The sequence below is a fragment of the Bosea sp. BIWAKO-01 genome (assembly GCF_001748145.1).
In the GTDB taxonomy this organism is placed as follows: domain Bacteria; phylum Pseudomonadota; class Alphaproteobacteria; order Rhizobiales; family Beijerinckiaceae; genus Allobosea.
In genome coordinates this window covers 4395372-4410601 of the sequence record NZ_BCQA01000001.1, presented here as the reverse complement: position 1 = coordinate 4410601, position 15230 = coordinate 4395372, and the positions used below count along the sequence as shown (strand labels likewise).

Here is a 15230-nt window from a genome sequence, read left to right as displayed (position 1 = left end):
ATCGAACAACCGGTTCCTAAGTTTCCGGATCATGCTCACCGCCCCAGATAGACTTCGACGACGCGATCGTTGGCGCTGACCTGATCGAGCGGCCCTTCGGCCAGCACCGCACCTTCGTGCAGCACGGTGACCTTGACGCCGAGTTCGCGGATGAACCCCATGTCGTGCTCGACCACGATCACCGAATGGTCCCTGGCGATCTCCTTGAGCAGCACCGCCGTTTCGGCCGTCTCGCCATCGGTCATACCGGCGGCCGGCTCGTCGACGAGCAACAGCTTCGGGTCCTGAGCCAGGAGCATGCCGATCTCGAGCCACTGCTTCTGGCCGTGCGAGAGTGAACCCGCGAGGCGGCTGCGCGCATCCCCCAATTTGATGATGCCGAGAATATCGTCGATGCGCTTCTGGTCGGTTGATGCCGTCCTCCAGAACAGGGTTCTGGCCACCGTGCGCTGCGACTTCAGCGCCAGCAGGATGTTGTCCTCGATGGTGTGGAAATCGAACACGGTCGGCTTCTGGAACTTGCGGCCGATGCCGAGATTGGCGATTGCGGCCTCGTCGAGCCTGGTCAGGTCGACCGAGCCGCCGAACATCACCGTCCCTTCGTCCGGCCTGGTCTTGCCGGTGATGATATCCATCATCGTCGTCTTGCCGGCGCCGTTGGGCCCGATAATGGCCCGCATCTCGCCAGGCGCGATCACCAGCGAAAGCCCGCGGATCGCCTTGAAGCCGTCGAAGGAGACGCTGACCCCATCGAGATAGAGCAGTGAGGAGGTGAGCGCTGCATGGGCCGGGATCATGCGCGTCACTCCGCCGGGGCCGGTTCGGCAAGCGGGGCCGCCGGCTCGCGCTTGCGCCGCCTGACCCACCAATCCTGCGCCGTGCCGAGAATGCCCTTAGGCATGAACAGGGTCACGAAGACGAAGAGCGCGCCGAGTGCAAAGAGCCAGTAGGGCGCCATGAAGCCGGAGGTGAAGACCGTCTTGGCGTAGTTCACCACGACCGCGCCCAGCGCCGCGCCGACCAAAGTGCCGCGCCCGCCGACCGCGACCCAGATCACGGTCTCGATGGAATTGGCCGGAGCAAATTCGCTCGGATTGATGATGCCGACCTGCGGCACATAGAGCGCGCCTGCGACGCCAGCCATGCAGGCCGAGACGGTAAAGACGAAGAGCTTGAAGCGGTCGACCCGGTAGCCGAGGAAGCGCGTGCGCGATTCCGCGTCGCGGATCGCGATGACGACCTTGCCGAGCTTGGAATCGACGATGCCGCGGGCGATCAGGAAGCCGGCGATCAGCATCACGCAGGTCATCGCGAACAGCGCCGCGCGCGTCGCCTGCGCCTGCACGTTGAAGCCCAGGATGTCCTTGAAGTCGGTCAGCCCGTTATTGCCGCCAAAGCCCATGTCGTTGCGAAAGAAGGCCAGCAGCAGCGCATAGGTCAGCGCCTGGGTGATGATCGAGAGATAGACGCCGGTGACGCGGGACCGGAAGGCGAACCAGCCGAAGACGAAGGCGAGCAGCCCCGGCACCAGCAGCACCATCAACATGGCGAAGGGGAAGGAGGAGAAGCCGTGCCAGTACCAGGGCAGTTCGTGCCAGTTCAGGAAGACCATGAGATCGGGCAGGATCGGATTGCCATAGACCCCGCGCGAGCCGATCTGGCGCATCAGATACATACCCATCGCATAGCCGCCGAGCGCGAAGAAGGCGCCATGGCCGAGCGAGAGGATGCCGCAATAGCCCCAGACCAGGTCGAGCGAGATCGCGAGCAGCGCATAGCAGAGGTATTTGCCCCAGAGCGACATGGTCGATGTCGGGACATGAAGGACCGAATTCTCCGGCAGCAGCAGATTGGCGAGCGGGACCAACACGGCCAGTGCGGCCAGAAGCCCGAGGAAGATGAGGCCGCGCTTGTCGAGGCCCTGGATGAGAAAGCGGGTGATCATGCCTCCACCGCCCGTCCCTTCAGCGCGAACAGGCCGCGCGGGCGCTTCTGGATGAACAGGATGATGAAGACGAGCAGCGCAATCTTGCCGAGCACCGCGCCGGCATAGGGTTCGAGCAGCTTGTTTGCGACGCCGAGCGTCATCGCGGCGACGAGCGTGCCCCAGAGATTGCCGACGCCGCCGAAGACGACGACCATGAACGAGTCGATGATGTAGCCTTGGCCGAGATTGGGGCTGACATTGTCGATCTGCGACAGCGCAACGCCGGCCAGCCCCGCCACGCCCGAGCCAAGCCCAAAGGTCAGCGCATCGATGCGGCCGGTGCGAATGCCCATGGCCGCCGCCATCCGCCTGTTCTGCGTCACCGCACGCATCTGCAACCCCATCGGCGTGAGCTTCAGGATGGCCAGCAGGGCGGCGAAGACGAGCCCGGCGAAGACGATGATCCAGAGCCGGTTCCAAGTGATCGCAAGTCCGCCGATCTCGAAGACCCCCGCCATGAAGGCCGGTGCCCCGACCTCGCGATTGGTCGGACCGAAGGCGGTGCGGACCGCCTGCTGCAGGATCAGGCTGATGCCCCAGGTCGCGAGCAGCGTCTCCAGCGGCCGCCCGTAGAGGAAGCGGATGACGCCGCGCTCGATCGCAACACCGACCAGCCCTGCAACGAGAAAGGCCGCCGGCAGCGCAATGGCCAGCGAATAGTCGAACAGGCCCGGAACGCGGGCGCGGATCAGCTCCTGGACCACGAAGGTGGTATAGGCGCCGAGCATCACCATCTCGCCATGGGCCATGTTGATCACGCCCATCACGCCGAAGGTGATGGCGAGACCGATCGCGGCGAGCAGCAGGACTGAGCCGAGCGAAAGCCCGTACCAGAGGTTCTGCGCCGCGCGCCACAGGGCGAGCTTGCCCTCGATCTCGGAGATCGCCCGCACCTGCGCCTCCTTCAGCGACTGCGAAACGTCGCCCGGCAGGGAGCGCAAGGTCGCCAATGCATCCTGGTCGCCACGCTCGCGCAGCACATCGATCGCGCCGAGCCGATCGAAGGGCTGTGCGTCGGCCTTGCTGATCAGGATCGCCGCCTGCGCCTGGCGCAGCGCGATCCTCGCCCGATTGTCGGTCTCCTTGGCGATGGCGCCTTCCAGGACCGGCAGCACCGAGGCGTCGCGCGATTTGAACACCGCCTCGGCTGCGGCGGCGCGCCGGGCCGGATCGGGATTGAGCAGGCCGAGCCCGCCCAGCGCCGCCTGAATCACGCGCCTGACATTGTTGTTGAGCCTGACAGCGCTGACACCTGCCGGTTCGGCAGGGAGCGGCTGGCCGGTCCGCGCATCGCTGAAACCGCCTGTCCGGACCCTGATCGCAACCGCCCCGCCGCCCGCGAGCAGCCGCCCCTCGGCGAGCGCCTCGATGATCGCGGCCGCGTGCGGATGAGCGGTCTGGACCAGAATCTCGACCGCCCGCACCGTGTCGGAAAAGCTGTCCGCTCCCAGCCGGGTAAAGGCCTCGTCGGCGCTCTGAGCGAAGGCCGCGCCTGGCCCGAGCACGAGAGCCGTCGCGACCACGATCATGCGCAGCAATCTGGACAGGAGAAGCATCGGCTCGCTCTTCATGACGCGCTCAGATCGGGACCTCAGCTCTCATCCCGGGAACCGCGCAGACGGAACCTCGGGGATGCGCGCTGCCTTACTTGCGAGAGCCGCCGCAGGTCGCGGCGGAAAATGAGGGGCGGCCGGGCGTTATTCGCCCGTGCCGCCCCTCCCCCTCATGACCTCACGCGCCGCCGCACTTGCCGGACTTGACGTTGAAATTGCCGCATTTCTTCTCGACCCAGTCGCCGACCAGATCCTTGGAGCCATCGAGTTCCTTCGACCATGCGTCGCCGGGCACGAGACCTGTCTTCGAGACGACGTCGAACTGGCCATCGGCCTTGATCTCGCCGATCAGCACCGGCTTGGTGATGTGATGGTTGGGAAGCATCGTCGAGACACCGCCGGTCAGGTTCGGCGCCTCGATGCCGGGCAGTGCATCGATGACCTTGTCCGGATCGGTCGACTTGGCCTTCTCGACCGCCTTCACCCACATGGCGAAGCCGATGACATGGGCTTCCATCGGATCGTTGGTGACCGCCTTGTCGTTCTTCTTGAAGGCCTTCCACTGCTTGATGAAGGCGTCGTTCTCCGGGGTCTTCACCGACTGGAAGTAATTCCAGGCGGCGAGATGGCCGACCAGCGGCTTGGTGTCGATGCCTGCAAGCTCTTCTTCGCCGACCGAGAAGGCCACGACGGGAATGTCGGTCGCCTTGATGCCCTGGTTGCCGAGTTCCTTGTAGAAGGGCACGTTGGCGTCGCCGTTGATGGTCGAGACCACCGCGGTCTTCTTGCCGGCCGAGCCGAATTTCTTGATGTCCGAGACGATCGTCTGCCAGTCGGCGTGGCCGAACGGCGTGTAGTTGATCATGATGTCCTCGGTCTTGACGCCCTTGGACTTCAGATAGGCCTCGAGGATCTTGTTGGTCGTGCGCGGGTAGACGTAGTCGGTGCCGGCAAGCACCCAGCGCTCGACCTTCTCTTCCTTGGCAAGGTAATCGACGGCAGGGATCGCCTGCTGGTTCGGCGCGGCGCCGGTGTAGAACACGTTGCGCTCGCTCTCCTCGCCCTCGTACTGCACGGGATAGAACAAGATCGAGTTCAGCTCCTTGAAGACCGGCAGAACCGATTTGCGCGACACCGAGGTCCAGCAGCCGAAAACGGCGGCGACCTTGTCCTTGTTGATCAGCTCGCGCGCCTTCTCGGCGAAGAGCGGCCAGTTCGAGGCCGGGTCGACCACGACAGCCTCGAGCTTCTTGCCGAGCACGCCGCCCTTCTTGTTCTGCTCCTCGATGAGCATGAGCATGACGTCCTTCAACGTCGTCTCGGAGATCGCCATCGTGCCAGAGAGAGAGTGGAGGATGCCGACCTTGATGGTCTCCTGCGCGGCGACCGGCAGGAACGACCCCAGGAATGTTGCGCCCGCCAGTGCGGCGCCCAATACGACGCGACGAGTAGTATTCACGGCCTGATCTCCCGAACACTTTTGTTGGCGCGCTCCCCTCGAGCGCTGACTGGCCTTGCCGGCCTGTTCAGGAAGGTTCGCAAGCGACGTGCCAACCGGGGCAGGCGCGCAAATTCGTGTCATCAGGACAAAATTGAAGACAATTTCTGCCAATCGGCCTGCACTGCACGCAAGTATGCTGCACTCGCGAAGGATTTGCTCATTTTTTAGACAGAATCCGTGCCTGCCCTTTTTGCAGCCCGCTCGCCCGCACAGTCGAGCCCGGAAACGCGGTGTTTTCGACGAAGGGGACAGCGTAAATTTTAGCATTTACGAAGTAAGGAGAATCGCCTTAGCCTCTCTCTTGTCGGTAACAACTGAAAGGAGGTGATCCAGTGTCTCATTGTCATCAACCGCTGGTGCAAGGCGGGCGGACCTGGACTCATTCCCTGTGGGAGTCTTGTTCCGCGTGAGTTTTCGCACCTTCAGGTCCGGTTCGCCGGGCCGCGGTTCGACAATGGAAGGGCTGCCCGAAAGGGCGGCCCTTCTCGTTTCCGGAGGCGGCCCTGCAGTCCCGGTTCTGGCGCAGCAGCTCCGGACGTGGCACAGAGGCCACGTGTTTCTTCATTCTCATTCCCATCAGACGAGTTTAGCCCGTGTCATCGCTCGCGCCTGAACCGAGCCGCGAGGCGATTCTCGATTTCATCGAAAGCGAGCGCCTTGCCGGCCGCGAAGTCGGCCGCCGTGAGATCGCCAAGGCTTTTGGCCTTTCGGGCGGAGGCAAGATCTGGCTGAAGCGCATGCTCAAGGATCTCGCCGAGGACGGCGAACTCGGCGGCGACGGCAAGGACAGGCCGGTTCATCCGCGCGGCGCCCTGCCCCCCGTGCTGCTTTGCGAGATCAAGGCCCGGGATCGTGACGGCGACCTTGTTGCCGCCCCGCTCGAATGGAACGAGGCCGATGAAGGCGCTCCGCCCAGGATCCTGGTGGAACGCCCGCGCGAGATCCGCTCGCGCAAGCTCGCCTCCGCCGCTGCCGGAGTCGGCGATCAGGTTCTACTCAAGCTCACCCGCCTCCGGGGCATGGACGGCTTCGCCTATTCCGGCCGCGTGCTCAAGATCATGGGTAAGGGCAAGGCGCAGGTGCTCGGCATCTTCCGCGCCCTGCCCGACGGCTCGGGCCGGCTCATCCCGGTCGACAAGAAGGCCCAGGGCCGCGAGGCGCTGATCCCCAAGGGGCAGACCGGCGAAGCCCAGGACGGAGACCTGGTCTCGGTTTCGCTGCGGCGCGAAGGCCGCTTCGGTCCGCCGGAAGCGCGGGTGCGCGAACGACTGGGCTCGCTGAAATCCGAGCGCGCCGTCAGCTTGATCGCAATCCATACCCACGGCATTCCCAACGAGTTCTCCCCTGCGACCTTGGCGGAGGCAGAAGCCGCCCCGCACGCCAGCACAGCAGGCCGCGAGGACTGGCGCGCGCTGCCGTTGATCACCATCGATCCTGCCGACGCCAAGGACCATGACGACGCGGTCCATGCTGCGCCCGACACCGACCCGGCCAATGAAGGCGGGTATATCGTCACGGTCGCGATCGCCGATGTCGCATCTTACGTCCGCCCGGGCTCCGCGCTCGACCGCGAGGCGCTGGAGCGGGGCAACTCGGTCTATTTCCCCGACCGCGTCGTGCCGATGCTGCCCGAGCGCATCTCCAACGATCTCTGCTCGCTGCGCGGCGGCGAGGACAGGCCGGCACTCGCCGTCCGCCTCGTCCTGAAGGGCGACGGTTCGAAGAAGAGCCATAGCTTCCACCGCATCCTGATGCGCTCGGCGGCGAAGCTCTCGTATCAGCAGGTTCAGGCCGCCATCGACGGCAAGCCCGACGACCTGACTGGCCCGATCCGCGAAAGCGTACTGATGCCGCTCTGGGCGGCCTATGGCGTCGCCTCCCGCGCGCGCGATCAACGCCAGCCGCTCGACCTCGATCTGCCCGAGCGCAAGCTGATCCTCAAGCCCGACGGCTCCGTCGACCGTGTCATCGCGCCCGAACGGCTGGCAGCGCACCGGCTGATCGAGGAGTTCATGATCCTCGCCAATGTCGCCGCCGCCGAGACATTGGAGAAGGCCGGCAGCCTGCTGATCTATCGCTGCCATGACGAGCCGTCGCTCGAGAAGATGCGGGCGCTCGGCGAAGTGCTGGCCTCGGTCGGCATCAAGCTGCCGAAGGATGGCGCATTGCGCCCCGTGCTGTTCAATCGCATCCTCGCCATGATCAAGGGCTCGGAGAACGAGCTCTTCCTGAACGAGGTGATCCTGCGCACCCAGGCACAGGCCGAATATGTCGCCGAGAACTACGGACATTTCGGGCTCAACCTGCGCCGATATGCCCATTTCACCTCGCCGATCCGGCGCTATGCCGACCTCATCGTGCATCGTGGCCTGATCTCCGCCTTGAAACTCGGCGATGACGGATTGCCCAAAGCGACCACGCTCGCCGAACTGCGCGAGACCGCGACCCGGATCTCAGCCGCTGAGCGGCGCGCGATGGCGGCCGAACGCGAAACCACCGACAGGTTGATCGCCCATTTTCTCGCGGACCAGATCGGCTCGAGCTTTGACGGACGCATCGGCGGCGTGAACCGGGCCGGCCTGTTCGTGAAGCTCGACGGCACCGGAGCAGATGGTTTCATCCCGGCCTCGACGCTGGGCGGTGACTATTATCGCTACGACGAAGCGGCGCATGCCATGACAGGTGAGCGCACAGGCGAGAGCTGGCGCCTCGGCGATCGTGTTCATGTCCGCCTCGTCGAAGCCGCCCCCGTCGCCGGCGCGCTGCGCTTCGAATTGCTGTCCGAGGGCCGGCGTGTGACATCGGGCCACTCTGGCAAAAGCGGCCCGAGGCGACCATTGTCCGGCCGAGCCAAGGGCAAGCCCCCCTTCGGCAAGGCGAAGCCGGGCAAGAGGCGATGATGTCGGTTCAGGTTCACAGTTCCATCGACCAGCCGGTCGAGCGCGACTGGCGTTTGGCGATCCGCCGCGGCCTGATGTGCCGCTGCCCCCATTGCGGCGAAGGCCGGCTGTTCCGGGGCTTCCTGAAGTCAGTCGACCGCTGCGAGGCCTGTGGCGAGGCGCTGCACCACCAGCGGGCCGATGATCTGCCGCCCTATATCGTCATCACCATTGTCGGCCATGTCATCGTCGGCGGCCTGGTGCTGGTCGAGAAATATGCGGAATGGCCGATGTGGTTGCATATGGCGGTCTGGCTGCCGCTGACACTGTTCCTGTCGCTCGCGCTGATGCAACCGGTCAAGGGCGGGGTCATCGGCCTGCAATGGGCCATGCGCATGCATGGCTTCGACAACGCCCCTCCCCTGCCCGAGCGACAGCCCGGCACATCCATGGCATCCCGGCAATGAACAACAACGCCGTCATCCTGACTCAGGTAGAGCGCAGCCGGACCGCGACCAACACTCGGCCGCATGACGCTGCGACGATGTTGATCCTCGATCGAAGCGGCGCAGCCCCCCGGGTGCTGATGGGCAAGCGCCACCCCGGACACAAGTTCATGCCTGGCAAATTCGTCTTCCCGGGCGGACGCGTCGACGCTGGCGATCGGCGCATGGCTGCAACCGGCGCGATCCCGCAGATCTGCGAGGACCGGCTGGCCAAGCGCACAGTGCGCCCCAGCCCGAACAAGGCCCGAGCGCTGGCCATGGCCGCCATCCGCGAGACCTTTGAGGAGACCGGCCTGCTCTTCGGCTCGGATGAGTTCGGAGTGCCCGAGAATCCTCCGGAAGGCACCTGGACCGAGTTCGCCAGCCATGGCGTCTATCCCGATCTCAGCGCCGTGACCTTTGTCGCACGTGCCGTCACGCCGCCGCGCCGCCCGAAGCGCTTCGACACGCGTTTCTTCGTCGTCGACTACGACGCGCTCGGCGGCAGCATCGAGGGCGTCACCGGCCCTGATTCTGAGCTGATCGAGTTGGTCTGGGTCAATTTTGATGAAGCGAGGCAGCTCGACCTGCCGACGATTACCCAGGTCATCATCAAGGAAGTCGAGGCCAGGATAGCAGCCGGCTTCAGCCCGTACCTCCCGGTGCCCTATTTCTGGGAGAAGAACCTGCATTTCGTGCGCGAGGAACTCTGACAGGTTGCCCCTGAGGCAAACTGTTCGCTCCGTTCGGGCATTCTTTCTTGACTTCGCCACTGGCTTGCGGCATCTCCCCGGGAACGGTTTGCCGGGTTCCCCCGGCCATTTTGTTTTATGAGGGCCAGACCGCGGCCCGCCAGGCTCGAGGACGGAACCCATGGCCAAGGCCGTGACCATCAAGATCAAGCTGCTGTCGACGGCGGATACCGGTTTCTTCTACGTGACGAAGAAGAACTCCCGCACGATGACCGAGAAGATGTCGAAGAAGAAGTACGACCCGGTCGCGCGCAAGCACGTCGAGTTCAAGGAAACCAAGATCAAGTGATCCTGGTCGCCTTTTCGGCATAACCAAAGTTCAAGGAACCGCCCGTGACCCGGGCGGTTCTTTTTTTCGCCAGGGCATCGGCCCGTAAAGTGGATTGCGGTTTTCGGGAAAGCCGATGCCAGCATGGAAGGTTAGATCATCGGGCCGGACACGAGATTCGGCCCGATGATCTAACGATTCGGTCCTGTTCAGAACACCTGTCTGGGCACGAACAGGCAGAACGGCTTCTGCGACGGAGCAATCACGCTACCGGTCAGGGTTCCACCCCGCCGGCAAATATGAAAGCGGCCATCCAGGGACGCACGCGTCGCCCCCTCAGGGATGAAATAGCCGTCATAGGTCAGGTAGCCGCCGGGCACGATCCGGGGATCCGGCTCGCGCGCGTCGACATCCTGGCCCATGGGCCAGCAGTCTTGGTCGCTGCAACAATCGTATGGATACCAGCTATGTGCATGGACAAGCCCTCCGCCCGGCAGAAACGCCGCGAGGCAGAGCGCCAATGCGAGAATACGCATGGGTCGCTCCCCGTTTGAGGATCTCAGGCCAGCCTCTTCTGCCCCGGGTCCCACCGGAGTCGAATCTCCAGCAGACTACCACGAACTGGCGCAGACGGGGATTCACATGCTGCACCGCAGCATAAACACATTCCAGCGAGCTTCATCAGCAGGAGTTGCAGCTCGCCCCGCGCCCGCGACTTCCGCCGACCTTCGGGGCTTGCCGAATGGCTTAGCTCCCCCCATTTCCGACGCGGACAATCTCCAGTCGCGATGCGGAGTTTCGTGTGAGCAGCGGTGACAAGAAGGCGGCCCGTCCCGCCAGGCCGCACGGCGCCGTGCGTGAATTCCTGAAGCTGATCGTCGAACTCGATTCCTCGCGCTTCGCGTCGAGCAGGATCAAGGCCGGGCTATTGCTGCTGGGGCTGCTCGCGGCCTTCGGCCTTTTTGGCTACGCCGTCGCAGCAGGGCTGTCGCACTATCTTTGATCGTGCGCCTTGCGGCATGGTGGCCGGCCGGCTGCGGCTCTGATGAGGCCAGATGTACCGCGGCCGACCGACCGAGCCCTTCGGATTCCCAGGAGATGCGGCGGACCTGAGCTCCCGAGGGGCATTTCGGGCAGCCCAGGGCGGGCTGCGTTGGAAATGACCCTACGCACCCGCCTTTCGATTGCAATTGAATCAGATCGATTCTCGAATCTTCATCGATGGTTAACCCTACCTGGAAAGGTTTACAGGGTTGGTTTACGCCGCGCTGGCGACGATCACGCGGTTCCGGCCGCTTTCCTTGGCACGGTAAAGCGCATCATCGGCCCGCTTCATCATCTCGGCCGGCGAGAGATCGCCGGCGCGCCGGCTGGCGACGCCGATTGAAACGGTGACGCCGATCGTCCGTGAGTTGCTCTGGATGGCGAAGGGCTCGACCTCGACCTTCTCTCGGATTCGCTCGGCCACGGCGAAGGCCGCATCCAGCGTCGTATCCGGCAGAACGACGACGACCTCCTCGCCACCAAGGCGGGCGACGAGATCGATGCCGCGCGTGCAGGCGCGCACCCGGTCCGCGAACTCGCGCAGCACCTCGTCGCCGGCATCATGCCCCCAGCTGTCGTTGACGACCTTGAAGCGGTCGACATCGAGGACGAGCATGGCAAGCGACCTGGCTCGGAGTGCCGATTCGTCGAAGAGAGTGCTGAGGCGGCTGTCGAGATAGCGCCGATTATGCAGCCCGGTGAGCTGATCCATCACCGCCATTTCCATGGAGGACTGGACACTGTCGCGCAGGCGCTCGGTGAAGCGCTTTCGGCGAATCTGCGTGCGCACCCGCGCCAACAGCTCGTTGCGGTCGACCGGACGCATCAGGAAATCATGCGCACCGATCTCCAGTCCGCGCAGGATGCGAGCGCGGTCCTCGGCCTCGCCGAGCAGCAGCACCGAGACGTTGCGGGTCCGCTCCAATGAGCGCAGCTGGCTGCACAGCCTGAGGCCGTCATGGTTCTGCAGGTCGAGACTGACGAGGATGGCTTCGAAATCGCCCTCGGCCGCCTTGGCGAGTGCCAGATTCGGGTCTGCCACGACCTCGACGCTGTGAAACGTCGAAAGCGCGCTGGAGAGCCGCTCGGAAGCTGTGGGACGATCTTCGATCAGCAGGACGCGGCCGTTCAGCCCGGTCTCGGACGCCGCTGCAGCCAGCGGATCGGCGATGCCGAGACGCCGCGATGCGATTGCCCGGTGGCGCAATTCGTCGGTGACCGACTTCAGCCGCACCAAGCTGCGCACCCGGGCGAAGAGGGCGGCATCGTCGATCGGTTTGGTCAGGAAATCATCGGCTCCGGCATCGAGCCCCTTCAGCCGGTCGCTCGGCTGATCGAGTGCGGTCACCATCACGACAGGGATATGGGCGGTGGTCGGGCTGTTCTTTAGCCGCCGGCAGACCTCGAAGCCGTTCAAGCCCGGCATCATGACGTCGAGCAGCACGATATCAGCCTCGCCGCGCTCGCAGATCGCCAGAGCGTCGAGCCCGTTGAGGGCCGTCGTCACGTCAAAATATTCCGCCGACAGCTTGGCCTCGAGCAGCTTCACATTTGTGAGGATGTCATCGACGACCAGGACACGCGCAGACATGGAGCCGCCCCCGCCGCTCAGGCCGCGCCGGCATAGGCGCGTACTGTTTCCAGGAATTTGGCGACTGAAATCGGTTTCGAGAGATAGGCCTCGCAGCCGCCCTCCCGGATCCGCTCCTCATCCCCCTTCATTGCAAAGGCGGTCACCGCGATCACCGGGATGGACTTGAGCGTGTCGTCTTCCTTGATCCACTTCGTGACCTCCAGTCCCGAGACTTCGGGGAGCTGGATATCCATCAGGATCAGATCGGGATGATGCGCGCGCGCCAGCTCGATAGCCTCGATGCCATCGGCCGTCTTCAGCGTCGCATAGCCATGCGCCTCGAGAAGATCGTTGAAGAGCTTCATGTTGAGCTCGTTGTCCTCGACGATCAGGACCGTCTTCGTCATGCCGTTCCCCTGTTTCGCCTCGGAAGGCGTCGGTCTATTCCAGGCTTTCCAAGCCGACAGCTCCGTTCGATGATCATCCTAGCACGCCAGCCGTTGACGAAACGCAAACCTGATCCTGGACCCGACAACCGACCATGCCACGTTCGATCGCTTCACCCGATGCTGAAACCCTTGCCTTGCGTGCCTTGGGCTTCCTCGCTGCCGATTCCGCGCGAATCGAGCCATTTCTGGCCGCAACGGGGCTTGGACCGGAGACATTGCGTGCAGCAGCCGGCGAGCCCGGCTTCCTGGTCGCAGTGCTCGATCACCTTCTCGGCAACGAATCGCTCCTGCTCGAATTTGTTGGAAACTTAAGCCTGAATCCGGAAATCATTGGGCAGGCGCGGGAAATCCTCGCCGGCCCGCACCATGGTGACGATGCTTGACCGAAGAGCGTGACCGGCCGCGCCAGGCGCCTGCATTCTGCCGCGATTGCCTCACTGACAATGACGGCGCGGCGGGAGCTTCACGCCGCTGTCGCACCTGCGGCTCGCCGCGCCTGATCTGCCATCCCGAACGGGACAGCCTGAGCCTCGCTCATATCGACTGTGACGCCTTCTACGCAGCGGTCGAGAAGCGGGACGATCCTTCCCTGCTCGACAAGCCGGTGATCATCGGCGGCCGCAAGCGCGGCGTCGTCTCCACGGCCTGCTATATTGCCCGCACTTACGGCGTCCGTTCCGCGATGCCGATGTTCCAGGCCTTGAAGGCCTGCCCCGAGGCCGTGGTTGTGAAGCCAAACATGGCGAAATACGTCGCGGTCGGGCGTGAGGTCAGGCAGCTGATGCGGGAACTGACGCCGCTGGTCGAGCCACTCTCGATCGACGAGGCCTTCCTCGATCTCTCGGGCACTGAGAGGCTGCATCACGCCAGCCCGGCGATCACGCTTGCGCGCTTCGCCAGGCGGATCGAGAACGAGATCGGCATCACCATTTCCGTCGGTCTGTCCTATGCCAAATTCCTGGCCAAGGTCGCCTCCGACCTGGACAAGCCGCGCGGTTTCTCGATCATCGGCCGCGGCGAAGCCGTCGCCTTTCTCGCCGACAAGCCGGTCAGCCTGATCCCGGGCATCGGCAAGGCAAGCGCAGCCAAGCTGGCCGAATCCGGCTTTCGTCTGATCGGCGATTTGCGGGAGGCGCCGACAGAGGCGCTGTTCCGGCTTGCTGGCAAGGACGGACCGCGGCTGAAGAACCTCGCCAATGGCATCGACGCCCGCAAGGTGACGCCGGATCACGAGACCAAGAGCGTCTCCAGCGAAACCACGCTTGATGTCGACCTCTCCCGGTTCGACGAGCTGGAGCCGATTCTCTGGCGCCTGTGCGAAAAGACCTCGAAGCGCCTCAAGGCCCAGGAGCTTGCCGGGCGAACCGTCACCTTGAAGCTGAAGACGGCGGAGTTTCATTCGATCACGCGTGCGAGCCGCTTGCCTGAACCAACGCAGCTCGCCGGACGCCTCTTTGCGGCTGGACGCGAACTACTGAAACGCGAATGCACCGGGCAGCGCTACCGGCTGATCGGCATCGGCGCAAGCGATCTCGCCGGCCCCGAGGAGGCTGACCATGGCGACCTCGCCGACGTTGCCACCCCGCGTCTCAAGGCGATGGAGGGCGCGCTCGACAAGCTCCGCGCCCGCTTCGGCGATGATGCGATCGGAAAAGGCCTGAGCCTGCGCAGCCCGGACCGACCGCACTCGGGAACCAAGGCTACTTCGCGCAATCCTGATGAGGCAGAAGATCCAGACGCGTGAGCGTGCCGCGCAACGCGAAACTGCCATAGTCCATCCGGACCGCGCCGGTGACACCATTCTCATACAGTTCGAACGAGATCGAATAGGCCGGCGTGACCTCGCCTGAACCGACCTTGTAATAGGATACGGTGACGGGCCAGCGTGTCAGTTTCTCGAATTCCGGGCGCTTCAGCGGCGTCTCGCTCGGCGGCGTTTCGATGTGCTTGCCGATGACGGAGAGCGTGTCATAGACCTCCTTGCCGCTATTGGCGCCGTCATAGAGCCGCACGCTAAAGGTGTTCTGGCCCGCTCGCGCCGCCAGGATCAGCGCTTTCATCTGCGCATTGGGAAACAACGCGTCGCCGGCCTCACGATGCGTCTCCGCCTTGGGAGCGGTCAGCTTGACCTCATAGCCGTCGGCTCCCGACTTCTTCGCAGTGCCGTCGACGATTTCGGTCGGCGCGCCACTTGCGGAACTCTCGGTCTTGAAGCGGTAGCTCTGTCCGTCCCCTGCTTCGAAGCTCGTCGTCCGGGCATCGATCGTACGCGGCCCGCCCTCGCTGGTGAGTTGGGTCACCTGCCGGAAGGAGAGTGCATACCCCTCGCAGGCATCACCGGTGAAGTCGAATGCGATGCGCCCGCGGGCCGCCTCGATGTTCTTGGCCGGTTTCCCATCGTCGAGCACGAGATCGTAGACTGCGCGGTGCGGCACCAGGACGACGCGTTCCCCTGGTTTGGCCTGCGCCAGAGCAGCCGTTGGCAGTGCCATCAGCAGCAGCGTCGCAGCGCCCGCTGCGCCCAGGAGACCGAAACCGATTCTGTTCATTTGCCCGCCGCCTTGCTGCACCTGATCGATGAGTCTAGTGCAATGCGGCAATGGCGCAAACAAGGCGCGCCTCGCGGCGAGCTACGCCCATGGCACAACCCCGCTTGGCAGGCCCCGCGCTTGCGGCTTACCCGGCCATCGGCCATGTAGGAATCCTGCGTCGCCGCAGCTCTGGGCCGAGGTCCAGGCG

The 15230-nt window shown here is 64.3% G+C and carries 15 protein-coding genes; 7 read left to right on the top strand and 8 right to left on the bottom strand.

The window, feature by feature from the left end:
• Window positions 1-35 precede the first annotated feature (35 nt).
• The 4 genes from urtD to urtA all read right to left on the bottom strand — a co-directional run bounded on the left by urtD (window position 36) and on the right by urtA (window position 4999).
• A complete protein-coding gene (urtD, locus tag BIWAKO_RS20670) occupies window positions 36-797 on the bottom strand; it encodes an urea ABC transporter ATP-binding protein UrtD (RefSeq protein WP_069880238.1) in 762 nt (253 codons plus the stop codon).
• Window positions 798-802: 5 nt separating this feature from the next.
• Entirely contained in the window at window positions 803-1945 is a 1143-nt protein-coding gene (gene urtC, locus BIWAKO_RS20665) for an urea ABC transporter permease subunit UrtC (protein ID WP_069880237.1), read from the bottom strand.
• Window positions 1942-3558 (bottom strand): urea ABC transporter permease subunit UrtB, encoded by a 1617-nt coding sequence (gene urtB / locus BIWAKO_RS20660; RefSeq protein WP_244523504.1) that lies wholly within the window; start codon window positions 3556-3558, stop codon window positions 1942-1944. Before urtB ends, urtC begins: the two co-directional genes overlap by 4 nt.
• Window positions 3559-3718: 160 nt before the next feature.
• On the bottom strand, window positions 3719-4999 hold the full coding sequence (gene urtA / locus BIWAKO_RS20655) for an urea ABC transporter substrate-binding protein (RefSeq protein WP_069880236.1): 1281 nt from the start codon (window positions 4997-4999) through the stop codon (window positions 3719-3721).
• A 635-nt stretch (window positions 5000-5634) separates the two neighbouring features.
• Here urtA and rnr point away from each other — a divergent pair.
• The 4 genes from rnr (at window position 5635) to rpmG (ending at window position 9446) form a co-directional block, all read left to right on the top strand.
• On the top strand, window positions 5635-7941 hold the full coding sequence (gene rnr / locus BIWAKO_RS20650) for a ribonuclease R (protein WP_069880235.1): 2307 nt from the start codon (window positions 5635-5637) through the stop codon (window positions 7939-7941).
• The gene (locus BIWAKO_RS20645; protein ID WP_141740173.1) at window positions 7938-8387 is read left to right on the top strand and encodes a DUF983 domain-containing protein; all 450 of its coding nucleotides are present in this window, start codon (window positions 7938-7940) and stop codon (window positions 8385-8387) included. The genes rnr and BIWAKO_RS20645 overlap by 4 nt, the downstream gene beginning before the upstream one ends.
• Window positions 8384-9118: an NUDIX hydrolase gene (locus BIWAKO_RS20640; protein ID WP_069880233.1), complete on the top strand. Its 735-nt coding sequence runs from the start codon at window positions 8384-8386 to the stop codon at window positions 9116-9118. Before BIWAKO_RS20645 ends, BIWAKO_RS20640 begins: the two co-directional genes overlap by 4 nt.
• A 160-nt stretch (window positions 9119-9278) precedes the next feature.
• Entirely contained in the window at window positions 9279-9446 is a 168-nt protein-coding gene (rpmG, locus tag BIWAKO_RS20635) for a 50S ribosomal protein L33 (RefSeq protein ID WP_038367996.1), read from the top strand.
• A 188-nt stretch (window positions 9447-9634) separates the two neighbouring features.
• Here the strand turns inward: rpmG and BIWAKO_RS34885 are convergent, their stop codons facing one another.
• Window positions 9635-9961 carry a cytochrome P450 gene (locus BIWAKO_RS34885; protein WP_244523503.1) on the bottom strand — a complete coding sequence of 109 codons (327 nt, stop codon included), beginning with the start codon at window positions 9959-9961 and terminating at the stop codon, window positions 9635-9637.
• A gap of 266 nt (window positions 9962-10227) precedes the next feature.
• Between BIWAKO_RS34885 and BIWAKO_RS20625 the strand changes: the two genes are divergently transcribed.
• Complete coding sequence (locus BIWAKO_RS20625; RefSeq protein ID WP_069880231.1) at window positions 10228-10428, top strand: hypothetical protein; 201 nt, start codon at window positions 10228-10230, stop codon at window positions 10426-10428.
• A gap of 255 nt (window positions 10429-10683) precedes the next feature.
• On the opposite strand, the gene BIWAKO_RS20620 is transcribed toward BIWAKO_RS20625, so the two are convergent.
• Together BIWAKO_RS20620 and BIWAKO_RS20615 are read right to left on the bottom strand one after the other, a co-directional pair.
• Entirely contained in the window at window positions 10684-12060 is a 1377-nt protein-coding gene (locus BIWAKO_RS20620) for a PleD family two-component system response regulator (protein ID WP_069880230.1), read from the bottom strand.
• Window positions 12061-12077: 17 nt separating this feature from the next.
• Window positions 12078-12449 carry a response regulator gene (locus tag BIWAKO_RS20615; protein ID WP_043232944.1) on the bottom strand — a complete coding sequence of 124 codons (372 nt, stop codon included), beginning with the start codon at window positions 12447-12449 and terminating at the stop codon, window positions 12078-12080.
• 134 nt (window positions 12450-12583) lie between these two features.
• Here BIWAKO_RS20615 and BIWAKO_RS20610 point away from each other — a divergent pair, with 134 nt between their 5' ends.
• A complete protein-coding gene (locus BIWAKO_RS20610) occupies window positions 12584-12874 on the top strand; it encodes a DUF3572 domain-containing protein (protein ID WP_069880229.1) in 291 nt (96 codons plus the stop codon).
• A complete protein-coding gene (locus BIWAKO_RS20605) occupies window positions 12871-14235 on the top strand; it encodes a DNA polymerase IV (RefSeq protein WP_069880228.1) in 1365 nt (454 codons plus the stop codon). Before BIWAKO_RS20610 ends, BIWAKO_RS20605 begins: the two co-directional genes overlap by 4 nt.
• Here BIWAKO_RS20605 and BIWAKO_RS20600 read toward each other — a convergent pair.
• Window positions 14192-15040, bottom strand: a complete 849-nt coding sequence (locus tag BIWAKO_RS20600) for a cell envelope integrity EipB family protein (protein WP_244523502.1) — start codon at window positions 15038-15040, stop codon at window positions 14192-14194. The two genes, BIWAKO_RS20605 and BIWAKO_RS20600, sit on opposite strands and share 44 nt — an antisense overlap.
• Window positions 15041-15230: the final 190 nt, after the last annotated feature.

Bases quoted from the DNA above. Each gene is read 5' to 3' on its own strand.
- BIWAKO_RS20640 (WP_069880233.1), top strand. From the start codon at position 8,384: ATGAACAACAACGCCGTCATCCTGACTCAGGTAGAGCGCAGCCGGACC.
- BIWAKO_RS20615 (WP_043232944.1), bottom strand. From the start codon at position 12,449: ATGACGAAGACGGTCCTGATCGTCGAGGACAACGAGCTCAACATGAAG.
- urtB (WP_244523504.1), bottom strand. From the start codon at position 3,558: ATGAAGAGCGAGCCGATGCTTCTCCTGTCCAGATTGCTGCGCATGATC.
- BIWAKO_RS20645 (WP_141740173.1), top strand. From the start codon at position 7,938: ATGATGTCGGTTCAGGTTCACAGTTCCATCGACCAGCCGGTCGAGCGC.
- BIWAKO_RS20610 (WP_069880229.1), top strand. From the start codon at position 12,584: ATGCCACGTTCGATCGCTTCACCCGATGCTGAAACCCTTGCCTTGCGT.
- BIWAKO_RS20600 (WP_244523502.1), bottom strand. From the start codon at position 15,040: ATGAACAGAATCGGTTTCGGTCTCCTGGGCGCAGCGGGCGCTGCGACG.
- BIWAKO_RS34885 (WP_244523503.1), bottom strand. From the start codon at position 9,961: ATGCGTATTCTCGCATTGGCGCTCTGCCTCGCGGCGTTTCTGCCGGGC.
- urtC (WP_069880237.1), bottom strand. From the start codon at position 1,945: ATGATCACCCGCTTTCTCATCCAGGGCCTCGACAAGCGCGGCCTCATC.
- BIWAKO_RS20620 (WP_069880230.1), bottom strand. From the start codon at position 12,060: ATGTCTGCGCGTGTCCTGGTCGTCGATGACATCCTCACAAATGTGAAG.
- urtD (WP_069880238.1), bottom strand. From the start codon at position 797: ATGATCCCGGCCCATGCAGCGCTCACCTCCTCACTGCTCTATCTCGAT.
- rpmG (WP_038367996.1), top strand. From the start codon at position 9,279: ATGGCCAAGGCCGTGACCATCAAGATCAAGCTGCTGTCGACGGCGGAT.